The 19290-nt window shown below is 61.4% G+C and carries 18 protein-coding genes; 7 read left to right on the top strand and 11 right to left on the bottom strand.

Annotation, left to right across the window (positions count from 1 at the left end):
• The first annotated feature begins 13 nt into the window (after window positions 1-13).
• The 6 genes from PSH66_RS01275 to PSH66_RS01250 are packed head-to-tail and all read left to right on the top strand — an operon-like array spanning window position 14 to window position 5867.
• Entirely contained in the window at window positions 14-1207 is a 1194-nt protein-coding gene (locus tag PSH66_RS01275) for an SfnB family sulfur acquisition oxidoreductase (RefSeq protein ID WP_305428231.1), read from the top strand.
• Entirely contained in the window at window positions 1207-2574 is a 1368-nt protein-coding gene (locus tag PSH66_RS01270; RefSeq protein WP_305428230.1) for an LLM class flavin-dependent oxidoreductase, read from the top strand. The genes PSH66_RS01275 and PSH66_RS01270 overlap by 1 nt, the downstream gene beginning before the upstream one ends.
• Window positions 2575-2630: 56 nt before the next feature.
• A complete protein-coding gene (locus tag PSH66_RS01265) occupies window positions 2631-3446 on the top strand; it encodes a MetQ/NlpA family ABC transporter substrate-binding protein (protein ID WP_003170997.1) in 816 nt (271 codons plus the stop codon).
• Window positions 3443-4558 (top strand): methionine ABC transporter ATP-binding protein, encoded by a 1116-nt coding sequence (locus tag PSH66_RS01260; protein ID WP_305428229.1) that lies wholly within the window; start codon window positions 3443-3445, stop codon window positions 4556-4558. The genes PSH66_RS01265 and PSH66_RS01260 overlap by 4 nt, the downstream gene beginning before the upstream one ends.
• Entirely contained in the window at window positions 4548-5192 is a 645-nt protein-coding gene (locus PSH66_RS01255; protein WP_003170995.1) for a methionine ABC transporter permease, read from the top strand. The genes PSH66_RS01260 and PSH66_RS01255 overlap by 11 nt, the downstream gene beginning before the upstream one ends.
• Before the next feature lie 48 nt (window positions 5193-5240).
• A complete protein-coding gene (locus PSH66_RS01250) occupies window positions 5241-5867 on the top strand; it encodes a bifunctional 2-polyprenyl-6-hydroxyphenol methylase/3-demethylubiquinol 3-O-methyltransferase UbiG (RefSeq protein WP_141064640.1) in 627 nt (208 codons plus the stop codon).
• A 239-nt stretch (window positions 5868-6106) separates the two neighbouring features.
• Here the strand turns inward: PSH66_RS01250 and PSH66_RS01245 are convergent, their stop codons facing one another.
• Genes PSH66_RS01245 through PSH66_RS01235 form a run of 3 tightly spaced genes read right to left on the bottom strand, consistent with a single transcriptional unit; the run spans window position 6107 to window position 11318 of the window.
• Window positions 6107-9172 (bottom strand): efflux RND transporter permease subunit, encoded by a 3066-nt coding sequence (locus PSH66_RS01245; RefSeq protein ID WP_003170993.1) that lies wholly within the window; start codon window positions 9170-9172, stop codon window positions 6107-6109.
• Window positions 9169-10239 carry an efflux RND transporter periplasmic adaptor subunit gene (locus tag PSH66_RS01240; RefSeq protein WP_305428228.1) on the bottom strand — a complete coding sequence of 357 codons (1071 nt, stop codon included), beginning with the start codon at window positions 10237-10239 and terminating at the stop codon, window positions 9169-9171. Before PSH66_RS01240 ends, PSH66_RS01245 begins: the two co-directional genes overlap by 4 nt.
• The gene (locus PSH66_RS01235) at window positions 10236-11318 is read right to left on the bottom strand and encodes an efflux RND transporter periplasmic adaptor subunit (RefSeq protein ID WP_141064643.1); all 1083 of its coding nucleotides are present in this window, start codon (window positions 11316-11318) and stop codon (window positions 10236-10238) included. The genes PSH66_RS01240 and PSH66_RS01235 overlap by 4 nt, the downstream gene beginning before the upstream one ends.
• Window positions 11319-11439: 121 nt before the next feature.
• On the opposite strand from PSH66_RS01235, the gene PSH66_RS01230 reads away from it, so the two are divergent.
• Window positions 11440-12600 (top strand): AAA family ATPase, encoded by a 1161-nt coding sequence (locus tag PSH66_RS01230; protein ID WP_042945533.1) that lies wholly within the window; start codon window positions 11440-11442, stop codon window positions 12598-12600.
• 114 nt (window positions 12601-12714) lie between these two features.
• Here PSH66_RS01230 and PSH66_RS01225 read toward each other — a convergent pair whose 3' ends face one another.
• The 8 genes from PSH66_RS01225 to PSH66_RS01190 form a co-directional block, all read right to left on the bottom strand.
• Entirely contained in the window at window positions 12715-13563 is an 849-nt protein-coding gene (locus PSH66_RS01225; RefSeq protein WP_305428227.1) for a transporter substrate-binding domain-containing protein, read from the bottom strand.
• The gene (locus PSH66_RS01220; RefSeq protein WP_141064644.1) at window positions 13560-14336 is read right to left on the bottom strand and encodes an amino acid ABC transporter ATP-binding protein; all 777 of its coding nucleotides are present in this window, start codon (window positions 14334-14336) and stop codon (window positions 13560-13562) included. Before PSH66_RS01220 ends, PSH66_RS01225 begins: the two co-directional genes overlap by 4 nt.
• Window positions 14333-15001: an amino acid ABC transporter permease gene (locus PSH66_RS01215; protein ID WP_305428226.1), complete on the bottom strand. Its 669-nt coding sequence runs from the start codon at window positions 14999-15001 to the stop codon at window positions 14333-14335. The genes PSH66_RS01220 and PSH66_RS01215 overlap by 4 nt, the downstream gene beginning before the upstream one ends.
• Window positions 14982-15647, bottom strand: coding sequence for an amino acid ABC transporter permease (locus PSH66_RS01210; RefSeq protein ID WP_065941074.1), 666 nt, complete (start codon window positions 15645-15647; stop codon window positions 14982-14984). Before PSH66_RS01210 ends, PSH66_RS01215 begins: the two co-directional genes overlap by 20 nt.
• Window positions 15648-16159: 512 nt before the next feature.
• Complete coding sequence (locus PSH66_RS01205; RefSeq protein WP_305428225.1) at window positions 16160-16942, bottom strand: MetQ/NlpA family ABC transporter substrate-binding protein; 783 nt, start codon at window positions 16940-16942, stop codon at window positions 16160-16162.
• A gap of 126 nt (window positions 16943-17068) precedes the next feature.
• Window positions 17069-17995: a sigma 54-interacting transcriptional regulator gene (locus PSH66_RS01200; protein WP_078731071.1), complete on the bottom strand. Its 927-nt coding sequence runs from the start codon at window positions 17993-17995 to the stop codon at window positions 17069-17071.
• 48 nt (window positions 17996-18043) lie between these two features.
• The gene (locus PSH66_RS01195) at window positions 18044-18625 is read right to left on the bottom strand and encodes an alpha/beta hydrolase (RefSeq protein ID WP_141064646.1); all 582 of its coding nucleotides are present in this window, start codon (window positions 18623-18625) and stop codon (window positions 18044-18046) included.
• Between the two features lie 262 nt (window positions 18626-18887).
• Window positions 18888-19289 carry a biopolymer transporter ExbD gene (locus PSH66_RS01190; RefSeq protein ID WP_003170977.1) on the bottom strand — a complete coding sequence of 134 codons (402 nt, stop codon included), beginning with the start codon at window positions 19287-19289 and terminating at the stop codon, window positions 18888-18890.
• Window position 19290: the final 1 nt, after the last annotated feature.

Genomic DNA, 19290 nt, shown 5'->3' with positions numbered 1-19290 from the left:
CTGGAGAACACACATGACTTTCTCTGCAAACGTCGCGGTCATCACCAGCGATGAACACGCCCTCGTTGTCGCCAGCGACCTGGCCGAAGACTTGCGTCGCGACAGCGCCCAGCGCGACCGCGAGCGGCGCCTGCCACTGCCCGAGCTGGATGCGTTTTCCCGCTCCGGCCTGTGGGGCGTCAGCGTGCCAAAGGCCTTCGGCGGCGCCGGCGTGTCCAGCGTCACCCTGGCCAAGGTCATCGCGCTGATCGCCCAGGCCGACGCGTCGCTGGGGCAGATCCCGCAAAACCATTTCTATGCGCTGGAAGTACTGCGCGTGAACGGCAGCCCGGCGCAGCAACGACGCCTGTACGCCGAAGTACTCGCCGGCCAGCGTTTCGGCAATGCCCTGGCGGAGCTGGGGACCAAGACCGCCCATGATCGCGTCACCACACTGACCCGCGACGGCGACGGATTCCGTATCAGCGGCCGCAAGTTCTACGCCACCGGCGCGCTCTACGCGCAGCGCATCCCCACCTCGGTGGTGGATGAACACGGCGTGCAGCAACTGGCCTTCGTGCCGCGCGACAGCGCAGGCCTGAGCGTGATCGACGACTGGAGCGGCTTCGGCCAGCGCACCACCGGCAGCGGTTCGGTGGTGTTCGATAACGTGTGGGTCGCCGCCCACGACGTGATCCCCTTTCAGAGCGCCTTCGAACGCCCGACCACCGTCGGCCCGCTGGCACAGATCCTCCATGCCGCCATCGACACCGGTATCGCCCGCGCCGCCTTTGAGGATGCGCTGCACTTCGTGCGCACCAAGACCCGTCCGTGGATCGACTCCGGCAGCGACCAGGCCACCGAAGACCCACTGACGCTCAAGAGCTTCGGCCACCTGAGCATCCGCCTGCACGCCGCCGAAGCCTTGCTGGAGCGCGCCGGTGAATTTCTTGACCTGGCCCAAGCCGACAGCAATGCCCAAAGCGTCGCCGCCGCCTCGATTGCCGTGGCCGAAGTCCGCGCCTTGAGCACCGAAATCTCTCTGGCCGCCGGCAGCACCCTGTTCGAACTCGCCGGCAGCCAGGCGACCCTGGCCGAGCATGGCCTGGACCGCCACTGGCGCAATGCGCGCGTGCACACCCTGCATGACCCGGTGCGCTGGAAGTACCACGCCGTGGGCAATTACTACCTCAACGATGAACACCCGCCGCTGCGGGGGACGATCTGATGGCGCAGCCTTTGAAAACCAAAAAAAAGATCCTGCTCAATGCTTTCAACATGAATTGCATCGGGCATATCAACCACGGATTGTGGACCCATCCACGGGACACCTCGACCCGGTACAAAACCATCGAGTACTGGACCGACCTGGCGCAAACCCTGGAGCGCGGGCTGTTCGACGGTTTGTTCATCGCCGACATCGTCGGCGTGTACGACGTCTATCAGAACTCCATCGACGTGCCGCTCAAGAAGTCGATCCAACTGCCGGTCAACGATCCGTTGCTGCTGGTTTCAGCGATGGCCGCCGCGACCAAAAACCTCGGTTTCGGCCTCACCGCCAACCTCACCTATGAGCCGCCGTACCTGTTCGCCCGGCGCATGTCCACGCTGGATCACCTGAGCCGTGGCCGGGTGGGCTGGAACATCGTCACCGGCTACCTCGACAGCGCCGCCAAGGCCATGGGCCTCACCGAACAGGTCGAACATGATCGGCGCTACGACCAGGCCGATGAGTACCTGGAGGTGCTGTACAAGCTCTGGGAAGGCAGCTGGGAAGACGACGCCGTCATCAACGACCCGACGCAACGGGTCTACGCGCAACCAGGCAAGGTGCACAAGGTGCAGCACCACGGCGAGTTCTACCAGGTGCAGGGTTATCACCTGTGCGAACCCTCGCCGCAGCGTACGCCGGTGCTGTTCCAGGCCGGCAGTTCGGACCGCGGTTTGCTGTTCGCCGGGCGACATGCCGAGTGCGTGTTCATCAGCGGGCAGAACAAGGCCGCGACCAAGGTACAAGTGGACAAAGTACGCGCCAGCGCGGTCGAGGCCGGGCGCAACCCGGACGACATCAAGCTGTTCATGGGCCTTAACGTGATCGTCGCCGCCACCGAGGAACTGGCCTGGGCCAAGCACGCCGAGTACTTGAGCTACGCCAGCGCAGAGGCCGGCGTGGCGCATTTCTCGGCGTCCACCGCGATTGATTTTGCCCAGTACGCGCTGGACGAACCGATCCAGTACGTCAAGAGCAACGCCATCCAGTCGGCCACCAAGAACCTGCAGAACAATGACTGGACCCGGCGCAAATTGCTCGAACAGCACGTTCTGGGCGGGCGCTATATCACCCTGGTGGGTTCGCCCGAGCAGGTGGCCGATGAGCTGGAGTCCTGGATCAGCGAGACCGGCCTGGATGGCTTCAACCTGACGCGCATCGTGACGCCGGAAAGCTATGTGGATTTTATCGACCTGGTGGTGCCGCAGTTGCAGAGGCGCGGGTCGTACAAGACCGAATATGCGTCCGGAACGCTGCGCGAAAAAGTCTTTCATGGCACGGCGCGATTACCCGAACAACACACCGGCTCAACTTACCGACGCTGATCAGAAACATTGAATCTCCACGGCTTGCACTAATAACTTATGACTGGAAATCAACCATGAAAAAAATACTGCTCTCTCACCCAGTCAAAGCACTGGCCATGGCCCTCGGTCTGTTCAGCTCGGCGGTGTTCGCCGCTGACGCGCCGCTCAAGGTCGGTACCACCGCCGCCTTCGCGATTCCCCTGGAAGCCGCCGTGGCCGAAGCCGACAAGCAAGGCCTGAAGGTCGAACTGGTGGAGTTCACCGACTGGATCGCGCCCAACGTCAGCCTGGCGGCCGGCGATATCGATGTGAACTACTTCCAGCACATCCCCTTCCTGGAAAACGCCAAGGCCGCCGCCGGGTTTGACCTGGTGCCGTTCGCGCCGGGCATCATCAACAACGTCGGGCTGTATTCGAAGAAGTACAAAAGCTTCAACGACCTGCCCGAAGGCGCCAGCGTGGCGATTGCCAACGACCCGATCAACAGCGGTCGCGGCCTGCAACTGCTGGCCAAGGCCGGGCTGATCACGCTCAAGCCGGGCGTAGGCTACAAGGCCACCGAAGAAGACATCGTCGCCAACCCGAAAAAGATCAAGATCCTGCAAGTGGAAGCCGTGCAACTGGTGCGCGCCTATGACGACGCCGACCTGGTGCAGGGCTACCCGGCATACATCCGCCTGTCCAAGACCTTCGATGCCGAATCGGCGCTACTGTTCGATGGCCTCGACCACCCGGAATACGTGATCCAGTTCGTGATCCAGCCCAAGAGCAAAACCGACCCGCGCGTGATCAAGTTCGTCGACATCTACCAGCATTCACCAGTGGTGCGCGCGGCATTGGATAAATCCCTGGGCAAGCTCTACCAGGTCGGTTGGGAAGCTAAAAAATGAGCGCCGCCAACGCCCGACTGCGTGACCTGGACACCGCGCCCAGGGACGCCGAGCAGACTGAACTGCATCCGGACTTGAACCGTGCCCACGTGCGCTTTATCAATCTGGGCAAAACCTACGACGGCCAGGTGCACGCGCTGCAAGGCATCGACCTGGCGATCCAGCGCGGTGAAGTGTTCGGCATCATCGGCCGCAGCGGCGCCGGGAAATCCTCGCTGATCCGCACCATCAACCGCCTGGAACAACCCAGCAGCGGGCGTGTGCTGATCGATCAAGTGGACATCGGCGACTTTGACGAAGACCACCTGGTGGCGCTGCGTCGACGCATCGGCATGATCTTCCAGCACTTCAACCTGATGTCGGCCAAGACGGTGCGGCAGAACGTTGAGCTACCGCTCAAAGTTGCCGGCGTGCCCAAGCCCCAGCGTGAACAAAAGGTGCGCGAACTGCTGGAACTGGTGGGCTTGCAGGACAAGCACAAGGCTTACCCGGCACAACTCTCCGGTGGGCAGAAACAACGCGTGGGCATCGCCCGTGCGCTGGTGCACGACCCGGAGATTCTGCTGTGCGACGAAGCCACGTCGGCGCTGGACCCGGAAACCACGCAATCGATCCTCGGCCTGCTGCGTGAGATCAACCAGCGTCTGGGCCTGACCATTGTGTTGATCACCCATGAGATGGCGGTGATCCGCGACATCTGCGACCGCGTGGTGGTGCTGGAGCACGGGCACATCGTCGAGCAAGGCCCGGTGTGGGAAGTGTTTGGCAACCCGCAGCACGACGTCAGCAAAACCCTGCTGGCACCGTTGCAACATGGGCTGCCGCAAGAGCTGCAAAGCCGTCTGCATCCCACGCCGCCGTCGCCTGACGCGGCCGTGGTGCTGCGCCTGCAACTCACCGGCAATGGCCGCGACGAACCGGACCTGGCCGCGCTGTTCGGCGCCCTGGGTGGGCGCGTCCGCCTGCTGCAAGGCGGTGTGGAACGTATCCAGGGGCATGCGCTTGGGCAACTGTTGCTGGCGGTGAATGGCTCAACACACAGCGCCGAGGAATTGCGCACGCGCGCGGCGAACTGGGCACAACAGGTGGAGGTGCTGGGCTATGTGGTTTGATCGTTTAGTACAGGGCGCCATCGATACCTTGTTGATGGTCGGCGTGTCGTCGCTGATCGCGTTGCTGGTGGGGATTGCGCTGGCGGTGTTTCTGGTCACCAGCGACAAGGGCGGCATCTACCAGGCACCGGCGTTGAACCGCGTGCTGGGGGCGTTCGTCAATCTGTTCCGTTCGATTCCATTTCTGATCCTGATGGTGGCGCTGATCCCGTTCACCCGCCTGATCGTCGGCACCACCTATGGCGTGTGGGCGGCCGTTGTACCGCTGACCATCGCCGCCACGCCGTTCTTCGCGCGCATTGCCGAGGTTAGCCTGCGCGAGGTCGACCACGGCCTGATCGAAGCCGCGCAAGCCATGGGTTGCCGGCGCTGGCACATTATCTGGCATGTGCTGTTGCCCGAGGCGCTGCCGGGGATTGTCGGCGGGTTCACCATCACCCTGGTGACCATGATCAACTCGTCGGCCATGGCCGGCGCGATTGGCGCCGGTGGCTTGGGCGACATAGCCTACCGCTACGGCTACCAGCGCTTCGATACGCAGATCATGCTCACAGTGATTGTGCTGCTGGTGGTGTTGGTGGCGGTGATTCAACTGGGCGGCGATCGCCTGGCGCGGGTGCTGAACAAGCGCTGAGCTCCACAAGGTATAGTCGGGCCATCTCCGCATTCGGTATTGCCCGTCATGACCCTGAAACCCGACGACCTCGACCAGATCACCTCCACCACCCTCGGCCACTACAACAAGGTGGCCGAGGACTTTCGCGAAGGCACCCGCGACCACGATGTGAGCCAGAACATCGACGCGTTGCTGCGGCATATCCAGGGCACGCCACCGTTTACCGTGCTGGACTTTGGCTGCGGGCCAGGGCGGGATTTGCAGACCTTCACCCGCATGGGTCACGTTGCCGTGGGCCTCGATGGCTCCGAGCGCTTTGCGCAGATGGCACGCGAAGACAGCGGCTGCGAGGTGTTGCAGCAGGACTTTCTCAAACTGGAATTGCCCGCCGAACGCTTCGACGGGATCTTCGCCAACGCGGTGCTGTTTCACATTCCCAAACAGGAACTGCCGCGTGTGCTCAAGCAACTGCACGCGGCGTTGAAGCCTGGAGGCGTGCTGTTCAGCTCCAACCCACGGGGTGAGAACCAGGAAGGCTGGAATGGGCCACGGTATGGGTCGTATCACGACCTGGCGGCGTGGCAGGCATTGCTGACGACGGCGGGGTTTGTGGAGTTGGAGCACTACTACCGCCCCGCCGGATTACCGCGTGAGCAGCAGCCATGGTTGGCCAGCGTGTGGCGCAAACCTTAGAGACAACGCATTACAAATGTGGGAGGGGGCAAGCCCTAATGCCAGTCAGTTAAGGCTTTGAAGGAGTAAAAAGTGACCTGTGGCGAGGGCGCTTGCTTCCGTTGGACTGCGCAGCAGTCCCATTCTTTGTAAACAAAGAGCGGGGCCGCTTCGCGGCCCAACGGGAGCAAGCTCCCTCGCCACAGATACAGTGTTGTCCCTCAACTGACTGGCATTAGGGCTTGCCCCCTCCCACATTTTTAACCGCGGGTTTGCTGTTGCTCCTGCTTGGGCTCGCGAATCTTGTACCAGGCCACATACAGCGCCGGCAAAAACAGCAGCGTCAGCAAGGTGGCAATGATGATCCCGCCGATCATCGCGTAGGCCATCGGCCCCCAGAACACCTCACGCGCGATAGGAATCATGCCCAGGCTCGCCGCAGCCGCCGTGAGCAGGATCGGTCGGCGCCGGTGCTCGGTCGCTTCCACCACCGCATCCCACGGGGTGTAGCCTGCCAGCTCGTATTCATGGATCTGCGTCACCAGGATCACCGAGTTACGGATGATGATGCCGATCAGCGCCAAAATACCCAGGATCGCCACGAAGCCCATCGGCGTGCCCGTCGGGATCAGCGCCAGCACCACGCCAATCAGGCCCAGCGGCGCAACACTTGCCACCAGGAACATCTTCTGCACGCTGTGCAATTGGATCATCAGGAAGGTCGCCATGAGGAACAGCATCAACGGCACCACGCTGGCAATCGGGCCCTGGGCCTTGCCGCTTTCTTCCACGGTGCCGCCGGTAGCGACTTTGTAGCCCACCGGCAGGCCCGCGCTGAACCTGTCGATATCCGGCTGGAGTTGCTTCACCAAGTCCGTCGGCTGCATCTCATCGCGCACCGACGCCTTGATGGTGATGGTCGGCTTGCGGTCGCGGCGCCACACCAGCGGCTGCTCCAGCTCATAACGCACGGTGGCGAAGGCCAGCAGCGGGATCGAGCCGCCGTTGGGCGTCACGATCTGCAGGTTCTGCAAGGTTTCCGGGGTGCCACGCTCGGCGTCTTCGGCGCGGCCAACCACGTTGATCAGGTAGATATCGTCGTGCACCTGGGTCACCGAGGCACCGCTGACCACGCTGTTCATCAACTGCGCCACGTCTTCCGACGACAGCCCCAGTTGGCGCGCCTTGTCTTGGGCGATGTCGATACGCAGCACTTTGCCCGGCTCGTTCCAGTCGTAGATGATCTCGCCCAGGTGGGTGTTTTTATCCAGCATGGTCGCCAGCTCGATGGCGTGTTTGCGCACCTGGTCGGTGTCTTTGCCGGACACCCGGTATTGAATCGGACGCCCCACCGGCGGGCCCATTTCCAATGGCTGCACAAAGCTGCCGATGCCGACAAAATCATCACGCAGGCGTTTTTGCAGGCGCGCAATCAAGGCGCCGCGTTCTTCCAGGCCCTTACTCACGATGACCAGTTGCGCGTAGTAGGGATTTTCCAATTGCTGATCGAGGGGCAAGTAAAAACGGATCGCGCCCTGGCCGATGTAAGTGCTCCAACGGACGATGTCCGGGTCGTCCTTGATGATCGCTTCCAGGCGGTCGACGGCCTTGCGCGTCTCGTTGATCGAGGCGTTTTGCGGCAGGTTCAGGTCGACCAGGATTTCCGGGCGGTCCGACGACGGGAAGAACTGGTTCTGCACGAACTGCATGGAGAACACCGACGCCGCGAACAGCGCCACGGTGATGCCGATGGCCCACCAGCGGTTGCGCATGGCCCACAGCATGCCGCCATTGAAGACCCGGCCAATGCGCCCCGGCTCGGCGTTGTGCGGTTTCACATTGGCGCTGAGGATATGCACGCCGATCACCGGCGCAAACAGCACCGCCACCACCCACGACACCAGCATCGCCACCGCGATGACCGCGAACAGGGTGAAGGTGTACTCGCCCGCCGAACTGGCGTTGAGGCCAATCGGCACAAAACCGGCGACGGTCACCAAGGTACCGGTGAGCATCGGGAACGCCGTCGAGGTGTAGGCGTAAGTGGCCGCCTGTTCCTTGGTTTCGCCTTTTTCCAGGCGTGTGATCATCATCTCCACGGTGATCATCGCGTCGTCCACCAACAGGCCGAGGGCGATAATCAACGCGCCCAGCGAGACCCGCTGCATGGTGATACCGCTGTATTCCATGAACACGAACACCAGCGCCAGTACCAATGGGATCGAGCACGCCACCACCAGCCCGGCACGCATACCCAGGCTGATAAAACTCACCACCAGCACGATGATCACCGCTTCGAACAAGGCGCTGGTAAAGCCGCCGACGGCCTCTTCCACCACTTCGGCCTGGTCGGACACTTTGTGCACACCGACGCCCACCGGCAGGTCAGCGGTCAGCTCATCCATGCGCGTGTGCAGGGCCTTGCCGAACGACTGGATATTGCCGCCCTTCTGCATGGCGATGGCCAAGCCGATGGCCGGCTTGCCATTGAAACGAAACATCGGCCGCGCCGGGTCGACGTAGCCACGGCTGATGTCGGCGATATCCGCCAGCCGATAGAAGCGATCATTGAGACGCAGATTGACGTTGGCCAAGTCCTTCTCCGAGGCGAACTGCCCCGAGGTGCGCACGGAAATCCGCTCCGGCCCGGCTTCGATCACCCCGGCCGGCGTCACGGCATTCTGCGATTGCAGGCTCTGCACCACTTGGCGCTGATCCACACCCAGCGCCGCCAGTTTGCGCGTGGAGAAGTTCAGGTAAATCACTTCGTCCTGCTGGCCGATCATCTCGACCTTGCCCAACCCCGGCACCGAGCGGATTTCGGCGCGGACCTGCTCCACGTAGTCGCGCAGCTGGCGCATGGACAGACCATCACCGGTAAAGGCGTACACCGAGCCGAACACGTCACCGAATTCATCGTTGAACGATGGCCCTTGCAAGCCCTGGGGGAAGCTGCCGCGAATATCGTCGATCTTCTTGCGGACCTGGTACCAGATCTCCGGGATGGCCTTGGCGCTGGTGGTGTCCTTGAGGAACACAAATACCGTGGACTCACCCGGCCGGGTGTAGCTTTTCACGTAATCGAGGGCATCGAGCTCTTCGAGTTTTTTCTCGATGCGGTCGGTGACCTGCTTGAGGGTTTCTTCCTGGGTCGCGCCCGGCCAGCGAGTCTGGATGACCATGGTCTTGATGGTGAACGAGGGGTCTTCCTCGCGGCCCAGGTTCATGTACGAGAACACGCCCATCAGCAGCGCGACGAACATCAGGTACCACACGAAGGACTGATGTTTGAGGGCCCAGTCGGATAAGTTGAAGCTGCGTTTCATCGCGGACTGTCCTCGTCGATTTTGACTTTCTGCCCGGGTTTCAGGCTGTTCACGCCGGCGGTGACTATCCGTTCGCCGGGTTTGACCCCGGCGTTGAGCAAGGCGTTGCTGGTGTCACGGCTGACCACGCTGACGTCACGCGGTTGCACGGTCTGGCTCTGGGTGTCGAGAATCCAGATGCGGGTCTTGCCGTCGACTTCCTGCAAGGCGCTGACCGGCACCTCAAGGCGCGGCGCGATGGCGCTGCTCAAGGTCACGCTGATCGCCGTGCCCAAGCGAAACGCGGCGGGCGTCTCGCTCAGGCTCAGGCGCGCGCGCCGGGTACGCGTGGCGCTCTGGGCCTGGGGTTCGATCTCGCGCACGATGGCGGTGGTGTTGACGCTGGGGTCCAATTGCCCGGCAACAAGGAACACCACGTCCGGCGGCAAGCGCTCGGCGAGGCCGGCGGGCAGATCGATCACCGCTTCCTTGATGTCCGGGCGGGCCAGGGTCACCACTTGCTGGCCAGCGCTGACCACCTGGCCGGCCTCGGCGTTCCAGGCAGTGACGATGCCGGCGTGGTCGGTGCGCAGTTCGGCGTAATTGAGCTGATCCTTGGCCTGGTTGACCGAAGCTTGGGCCTGGTCGAGGCTAGCCTGGGTGGTTTTCAGGTCGGTCTGGGCCACATCCAGCTGGGCCTGGGCGCCGACACCGCGATTGAACAATTCCTGCTGGCGCCGCGCGTTGGCCTGGGCATTGATGTACTGCGCCTGGACGCGGGCGAGGTCGCCCTGGGTGGCGCGCAACTGGTTTTGTTGATCGGTGGGATCCAGCACCGCGAGCAAGGCGCCCTTCTCCACTTCGGCGCCCACATCCACGGCGCGGCGGGCGATACGCCCTGGCACACGAAAGCCCAGGTTGCTTTCGTAGCGCGCCTGGATGGTGCCGGCGAAACGGCCAAGGGTTTCCTGGTCTTCGGATTTCACTTCCATGGAGAGCACCGGGCGCACGGGCTCGGGCGGCGGTTCTTGCTTCGAACAGGCGACCAGCAACAGACTGGCCGCGAGTAACACCGTCAGGCGCTTCATGGCTGGGCTCCTGGCTGAGCGATCTCGACGATCATGCCGGGGTGCAGCAATTGCCCACCGGCCACCACGACTTTTTCGCCGCCCTTGAGGCCGTCGCCGATGATGACTTTACCGGTCAGGTAGCGCGCCACGCTGACCTTGTGCAGTTGCGCCTTGCCGTCACCGTCCACCAGCCACACAGCAGGTTCGCTGAGGTCCTTGGTGAGTGCCGACCACGGCAATTCGATGCTCGGTTTGGCCGGCCCATTGGCGGTGGCGCTCACCACCGAGCCCAACTCCATGCCCTTGGGCAAGGCTTGCAGAGCGATCTTCACTTGCACGGTGCCGGTGTTGGCGGCCACGGCGGGGGTGACTTCCCGCACTTTGCCTTGGGCCGTGATCGCAGGGTTATCCAGCAGGCTGACGGTGATCGGCGCGTCGGTCGGCGGTTCCACCAGCAGCGACTCATAGACGTTGAACACCGCATCGCGCTCGCCATCGCGGGCCAGGCTGAAGATCGGCACGGTGGCCTGCACCACCTGGCCGACCTCGGCCTGGCGCGCGGTGATCACACCGGGGGCTTCGGCGATCAACGCGGTATAGCCCAGTTGTTCGCGGGCGTTGGCGAGTTGGGCCTGCGCCGCGGCCAGCGCACTTTGGCTGCTGCGCAAGGCGGCCTGGGCCGAATCGTATTCGCTGCGACTGGTGTAGCCCTTGGGCAGGAGTTTTTGCTGGCGCACAAAGGCCGCAGCCGTCTGCTTGACCCGCGCCTGCTCGGCCACCACCTGGGCCTGGGCGGAATCGACGTTGGTCTGCAAATCCTTGGGGTCGAGCTTGGCCAGCACTTGCCTGGCGCTGACGCGGTCGCCCACGTCCACCATGCGCTGGATGATCTTGCCACCCACGCGAAACGACAGATCGGTTTGCACGCGGGCCTGGATATCCCCGGTCAGCGTGACGGCCGCGGCGAAATCCGCCGGCTGCACGGTTTGCACAAAAACGCGTGAATGCTGCTTGGGCTCGGTCTTTTCCTGACCGCACGCGCTCAGCAGCATCAACAAGCCAAATCCGAAAATACAAGTGCAAATACGACCGCCCATGCAGGCTCCTTTTGCGCGATGCGATTGTGCCAGTGTGTATGCGACTGTGAGCTTAGTTCAGGGTTCCTTATCTGCATGGAGACTCCCATACTCCAAGGGTTCCCAAACCGACTGAATGCTCATGCTCAAAACCCTCGCGGTGGCCAATTACCGCTCAATCAATAAATTGGTGGTGCCCCTGGGTCGCTTGAATCTGGTGACCGGACCCAATGGCAGTGGTAAGTCCAACCTTTACCGAGCGTTGCGCCTGCTGGCCGAAACCGCACAGGGCGGGGTGATCAATGCACTGGCCCGTGAGGGCGGTCTGGACTCGACCTTCTGGGCTGGCCCGGAAACCATCAGTCGACGCATGCGCAACGGCGATGTGCCGGTGGAGCCCATCGTGCGTCACGGCGTGAAGCGCTTGCGCCTGGGCTTTGCCGGCGAAGATTTCAGCTACGCGATCTCCCTCGGCCTGCCGGAGAAGACCCTGTCCTACTTCTCCCTGGACCCGGAGGTGAAAAAAGAGTGCATCTGGGCCGGCCACCTCTACCGCCCGGCCAGCCTGTTGGTGCAACGCTCGGGCCCTATGGTGCGCGCCCGCGATGGCCGTGCCTGGGACGTACTGGCCCAGCACACCCCGAACTACCACAGCCTTTTTGACCAGGTCGGCAGCCTGCGCGGTTCGCCGGAAGTGCTGCTGCTGCGCGAAAGTATCCGCGGCTGGCGTTTTTATGATCACTTTCGCAGCGATGTGGATGCACCGGTGCGCCAACCCCAACTGGGCACGCGCACGCCGGTGCTGCATCACGATGGCCGCGATCTGGCCGCCGCGTTGCAGACCATTCGCGAAATCGGTGACCCCGAAGCGTTGCAGCGCGCAGTGAGTGATGCGTTTCCTGGGGCGCGGTTGAATATCGAGCCCTTGCAGGGTGGACGCTTCGCCATTGAGCTCTATCAAGAGGGTTTGCTGCGGCCGTTGTCGGCGGCCGAACTGTCGGACGGCACCTTGCGCTACCTGCTGCTGATCGCCGCGCTGCTGACGCCAAGACCGCCAACCATGATGGTGCTCAACGAACCGGAAACCAGCCTGCATCCGGATCTGCTGCCGGCGTTGGCGCGCTTGATCATCCAGGCGTCACAGCAGTGCCAGGTATGGGTGGTGTCCCATGCCAGTCGGTTGATTGCAGCGTTGCAGCAGGATGAGGCGTGCAATTCGATTGTGCTGGAGAAGGTGATGGGCGAGACGCAGATCGTCGGGCAGGGGATTCTGGATGCGCCGGCGTGGCAGTGGCCGGAATAAGGGCTGACCGGGCCGGCCTCATCGGGAGCAAGCCCCTCCCACATTTGAATGTATTCACAAATAAAAATGTGGGAGGGGGCTTGCTCCCGATAGCGGTATAAGATCAGTTGGGAGTCAGCCCTGCCATTTACCGCCTTCAACAATCACACTCTCAGGCTTGGTCTCATCGCTCAGCTCTTTACGCACATATTGGTCGTACAGCTTGAGCAAAAACTTTTCTTCGCCCAACTTCGCCAACTCGGCATTCACCCAGTCGCGCAGTTCGATATTGCCCTTCTTCACCGCTGGCGCAATCGGTGCTTCGTCGCCGAGTTTTTCTTCCAGCACACGGTAGCCAGGGTTCTGCTTGGCCCAGCTGAACAGCACCAGATTGTCCTGCGCATAGGCATCGCCACGCCCGGCCGACAGCGCTTGCAGCGACTCGGAGTTTTTCTCGAATTTGAGCAGTTTCCAATCCGGGTGGTTCTTGGTCAGCCAGATATCGGCAGTGGTGCCGGTGGTGACAATGGTGGTACGGGTGGCCAGGTCGTTCAGGCTTTTGACCGCGCTGTTATTCGGCACCAGGGCCTGTACCGCGACTTTCAGGTTGGGGTTGGTGAAGTCCACCGCTTCCTTGCGCTCCGGCGTGACGGTCATGTTGGCGAGGATCAGGTCGACCTTGTCGCTTTGCAGGAACGGAATACGGCTGGCCGGCTCCACCGCGACGAATTCGACTTTGTTCTCGTCGGCCAGCAGGTCCTTGGCGAATTGGCGGCCGATGTCGGTATCGAAGCCGACGTAGCGACCGGCCTCATTCACAAAGCCGAACGGCGGTTTGTCGGTGAACACGCCGACAATCAGCTTATCGCGCGCCTTGATTTTATCGATGTAGCTGACAGCCGCAGGTTTAACCGGCTCTTCGGCCTTTTTATCGCAGCCGGCCAGCAAGGCGACGGCCAACAGTGGCAGCAGTAACTTTTTCATATCAGTTCCAGTTCCTTGATCTTTTTGGGCAGTGTTGAAACAAAGGAGAACTTCTCCAGGAACTGCTGCGCGCGTGCGGTTTGCGGGTTCGTAAAGAATGCCTCGGGGGTGTTGTGTTCGAGGATGCGGCCGGCCTCCATAAACACCACGCGGTCGGCGACGGCGCGGGCGAAGGCCATTTCATGGGTGACGATCAGCAGGGTCATGCCCTCGCGGGCCAGGCCCTGGATCACCTCCAGCACTTCCTTGACCATCTCCGGGTCGAGGGCGGCGGTGACTTCGTCAAACAGCATGACCTGCGGGTTCATGCACAACGAGCGGACGATGGCGATGCGTTGCTGCTGCCCGCCGGAGAGCTGGCGCGGGAAGGCGTCGCGCTTGTCGGCCAGGCCCACGCGTTCAAGTAGTTTTTCGGCCTGGGCACGCGCTTCACGGGGGTCGCGCTTTTGCACTTTGAGCGGGCCGAGCAGGATGTTGTCGAGCACGCTCATGTGCGGGAACAGGTGGTAGCTCTGGAATACCATGCCGATGTCCTGGCGCACCTGGCGCCAGTCGGTGGTTTTATCCAGCAGCTCTTTCCCTGCAAAGCGCAGGCTGCCGCTGTGGGCGACTTCCAACCCATTGAGGCAGCGCAGCAAGGTGCTTTTGCCGCAGCCGCTGGGGCCGAGGATCACCACCACCTCGCCGCTGTGCACGCTCAGGTCGATGCCCTTGAGCACCTGCTGCTCGCCAAAGAATTTGTTGAAACCCTGAAACTCGATCAATGCGCTCATGCTTGGGCCCAGCGCCGTTCCAGCACCTTGGAGGCAGCCGACAACGGGTAGCAGATAAAGAAGAAGAACAGGAACAGCGCGCCGTAGATCAACACAGACTCATAGGTACGCTCGATGATTTGCTGGCCGACCTTGATCACGTCCACCACGCCGATCAACACCGCCAGGGAACTGGTCTTGATGATGCGCGTGTAGACGTTGATGGTCGGCGGCGTCATACGCTTGAGGGCCTGGGGCAGCAGCACATAACCGTAGAGCTGCGGGTCCGACAGGCCAATCGACAAGCCGGCTTCACGCTGGCCACGGGGCAGCGAGTGCAGGGCGCCGCGTACCACCTCGCCCACCTCGCCCACCTCGCTGGCACCCCACAGCGACAGCACCAGTACCGCGCACCAGAAGCTGGGGATGCTCAAGCCAAAGAAAATCGGCATCCCGAAGAACAACAGGTACAACCACACCAGCACCGGAATGGCGCGGAACAGCTCCAGATACACCCGCAGCACGGCGTTGATCAGCTTGCTGTTCAGCGTGCGCAACACGCCATACAACACACCGCCCACCGTACTGAAGGCGATGCTCAGGAAAGAAATCGACAGGGTTTGTGCAGCGCCCTTGCCCAGTTGCGGCAACGACACCCACAACAATTCAAGACCCGAACTGGCCATGCTGGAGCCTCCTTTCCAGGCGGCTGAGCAGCAGCGACAGCGGCAGGAACAACAGCACGCAAATCAGCGTCAGCACGGCGAGCATCTCGTAGGTTTTGTAGTAGAGAGCGATGTAGCTCTTGGTGGTGTAGAGAATTTCCGGCACCGCCACGGCGGACACCACGGTGGTTTCCTTGAGCAGGAAGATGAAATTGGCGAACAGCGCCGGCAGGCTGAGGATGCCGGCCTGGGGCAGGATCACATGGCGCAGTAACTGCCAGTCGGACAGGCCGATGGACTTGCCCGACTCGATCTGTGCCAGCGGCACCGCTTCCACCCCGGCGCGCAGCACTTCGGTGAGGTAGGCACCGCCGAGAAAGGTCATGGTGATGATCGCCGCCCAGAACCCGGAGATATTCAAACCCAGGGCCGGCAAGGCGAAGTACACGAAGAACAGTTGGATCAGCAGCGGTGTGTTACGCGCCAGCTCCACGTACAGCGCCACCAGGCGCGACAGGTAGGGCGTGCGAAACACCAGCAGCGCGGCGTTGATCAGTGCCACCAGCAGTGAGGTGGCAATGGCGATCAGGCCCACTTGCAGCGTCACCCCCACGGCGTTCAGAAACGCCGGCAAGGTGCTGAGGATAAAAGCGAAATCGAAGGTCATGGGTAGTCCATATCGCCGCATGGGTAATGCCGCGAGCGCAGTCCGTTCCGACGTGGGTAACGTCGGGTAGCGCGAACTTTAAAGGTATAAAAAGTAAAATTTAAATACCAAAATAGCATATTGATATCACCCAAAAAGATAACCTCGGAATTCGCGGGATTGGCGGGTGACGGCTATGGTTGGGGGGTCTGCTTTTCGAAGGATTGAACCATGAACAAAGCGAAACCGATTGATCCGCAGGAGTTGGTGAAATGGTTGGTGGCGTTGCGTCGGGCGATCAATAGCCGGGGTCTCTAAACCACCGAAAATCGAATATGAGATGAAAATCAAATGTGGGAGGGGGCTTGCTCCCGATAGCAGTGTGTCAGTCAGCTCATCTGTTATTGATACACCGCTATCGGGAGCAAGCCCCCTCCCACAGTTTTTACCGTATTCCAAATGCCAGATATAAAAAAACGCCGACGCTATGCAAGCCATCGGCGTTGAAACCTTGAAGGGGTTTTACCGCTCGATCAGAACGCCGGCACGACCGCGCCGTTGTACTTCTTCTCGATGAAGGCTTTGACTTCCGGGCTGGTCAGGGCCTTGGCCAGCTTCTGGATAGCGTCGCTGTCCTTGTTGTCCGGGCGGGCCACCAGGAAGTTCACGTATGGCGACTTGGCGTCTTCGATGATCAGCGCGTCTTTCGCCGGGTTCAGGCCGGCTTCCAGGGCGTAGTTGGTGTTGATCACATCCAGGTCAACCTGATCCAGCACGCGTGGCAGCAGGGCCGATTCCAGCTCCTTGAATTTCAGGTGCTTGGGGTTTTCCTTGATGTCTTTGGGCGTGGACAAGGCATTGGTCGGGTCTTTCAGGGTAATCAGACCGTTCTTTTGCAGTAGCAACAGGGCACGACCGCTGTTGGAACCTTCGTTGGGAATGGCTACGATGGCGCCATCCTTGAGGTCTTCAATTTTCTTGATCTTTTTCGAATAGCCGCCGATGGGTTCTACGTGCACGCCGATCACGGTCACCAGATTCGTGCCCTTGCCCTTGTTGAAGTTTTCAAGGTACGGCAGGGTCTGGAAGTAGTTGGCGTCCAGGCGTTTCTCGGCGACCTGTGTGTTGGGTTGCACATAGTCGGTAAAGACCTTGATCTGCAGGTCCACGCCTTCTTTGGCCAGGGTCGGCTTGATCAACTCAAGGATCTCGGCATGCGGGATCGGAGTGGCAGCCACCACCAGTTTCTCGTTGGCTTGGGCGAAGCCGGCAGTCAGGGCAGCCGCCAGTGCGGTAAACAACAGAACCTTTTTCATACAGTGTCCTTATCGGAATTCCGGGTCGTCTGTGACGGCCCTTGTTATGTGGGGTGCCAGCGAAGTGCTATCGCGGCGTGAAGCGGACAATACCTAGATTTTTTATTCCCGAACAATATCTTTTATTCACGTTGATATTCCATTTTGCTCATGTAGGAATTTGCGCAGGCTTTCCTGCTCCGCAGGGCTGGCAGTGTTAAAGATGCGCTGCACCTGCTCCAACGGCGAACCGGCCACCGGCAGGTTCAAATGTTCGGGCAAAATCTCGTCGCCACTGCTCACTAGCAAGGCAAAGTGAATGACGTTTTCCAGTTCACGGGTATTGCCCGGCCAACTGTGACGCTCCAGTACACGCTGGGCATCGTCGCTGATCAGCGGCACCGGCAGGTCCAGGCGCTGGCTGTAGATGCCGAGGAAATACTCGGCCAGCGACAGAATATCGCCGACCCGCTCGCGCAGCGCCGGCAGATCCAGTTGCCCTTCACTCAAGTAATGGAACAGGCGCTCATTGAATTTGCCCGCCGCCACCGCCTGGGCCAGGTCGATGCTGGTGGCCGCCACCAGGCGCACGTCCACCGGGCTGGGTTGATGGGCGCCAACGCGGGTGACTTCGTGATTTTCCAGCGCGGCGAGCAACTTGACCTGGATCGGCAGCGGCAAGTCGCCGATTTCGTCCAGGTAAAGCGTGCCGCCATTGGCCGAACCGAACCATCCGGCGCGGCTGCTGGCCGTGCCACTGTGGCTACCGGCGGCATAGCCGAACAACTCGGCATCGGCATACGTAGGGCTGATCGCGCCGCAATTGACCGAGACAAACAAACCGGTACGGTCACTGCCACGGTGGATATGCCGCGCCAGCAATTCCTTACCGCTGCCGGTCTCGCCACGAATCAACACGGGCAAGGCGCGGGGTGCAAGGCTTTCGAGGTCTTCGCGCAACTGGCGGGAGCGGGGATCGACGAACACCAGCGCCTTGGCGCGGATGCTCAAAGGGCTTTTTTCGGCGTCGGGAAAGGTCAGCAGTGGCTGGCCGAAGGTTTCATGCAGACTCATGGCAGGCTCCCGCCCCAATCCACTCAGGGACGGGGCGTTGAAAGAAGGTTACGCACTACGCCGGGCGTGATGCTCAAGGCGGTGTTGCAGACGATAGAGGTAGGCGAACCCCTGCTCCCAGCGCTGATGACCGGACTTCACATTGATATGCCCGGCGCCGGAAAGGATGCCGGCTTCGGCGCCCCAGTTACGCGCCAGTTCCAGCGCACGCGGGGTGCTGACGGCACTGTCGTTGTCGGAGCTGACCACCTGGCTGGGAAACGGCAGCAGGTCGGTCGGGATGGGGGCGAAGTTGCGCAAGGCAGGCGAGCAGGCTGGCCGTTCGACATCCGCCGGCGCCACCAACAGGGCGCCGCGCACCTGGCGCAGCACGTGCGCCGGCGCGGTGGCCGCCCAATGTGCCACGGTGATGCAACCCAGGCTGTGGGCGATCAGGATGACCGGCGTGCTGTCGGCGGCGATGGCCTCGGCCAGCGCCGCCACCCAATCTTCGCGGCGCGGCGTCAGCCAATCGGCCTGCTCCACGCGCGCACTGTTGGGCAGGCTGTTCTGCCAATGGGTTTGCCAATGATCTTCTGGCGATCCTTGCCAGCCCGGCACGATCAGGTAACGAATCGATTCGCTGTGCATGGGTGTGCCCTCCTGCAGCGTTTAACGTTGTTGATCAGTATAGGGAGGAGGATTATGTTCGCTAAGGAATAAGAAGCTATTTATTAATAACCAAAAAGAAGCTTCAAGTTTTCAGCGGCAAGCGGCAAATCAGAAGCAAAAAAAAGGCCGCACCCTGCCAAGGAGACGGCCTGAAAACAGCTTAACTATTAGCTGCACGCTACAAGCACGAAGCAAATCGGCTTTTACTCGCAGCTTGCAGCCCAAAACTCACAACTGAGCGCTACCGTGCCGTAATCACCGACAACTTGGTGATGCCCGCGCGCTCGATAGACGCCATGGCTCGCGCCACTTCGCCGTAATTCACACCGTCGTCGGCCTGCAGTTGCACCCGTACATCGGGGTCCTTGGCCTTGGCCGCCTGCAGGTTGAATTCCAGCAGGCCGGGCTGGATTTCGTCCTTGTTGATAAACAGCTTGCCGGCGCCGTCGATGCTTACCACCAGCGGGTCCTTCTGCTCCACCGGCGCCACGGCTTCGGTCTTGGGCAGGCTGATCGGAATAGCGTTGGTCAACAGCGGCGCGGTGACGATAAACACCACCAGCAGCACCAGCATCACGTCCACCAGGGGCGTGACGTTGATCTCGCTCAGTACCTCATCACTGTCCTGCGTGGAAAAGGCCATT

It is taken from the genome of Pseudomonas sp. FP597 (assembly GCF_030687435.1).
GTDB classification, from domain to species: Bacteria; Pseudomonadota; Gammaproteobacteria; order Pseudomonadales; family Pseudomonadaceae; genus Aquipseudomonas; species Aquipseudomonas lactucae.
The sequence above is the reverse complement of the archived record's forward strand: the minus strand, read 5'-3'. Positions and strand labels throughout refer to the sequence as shown.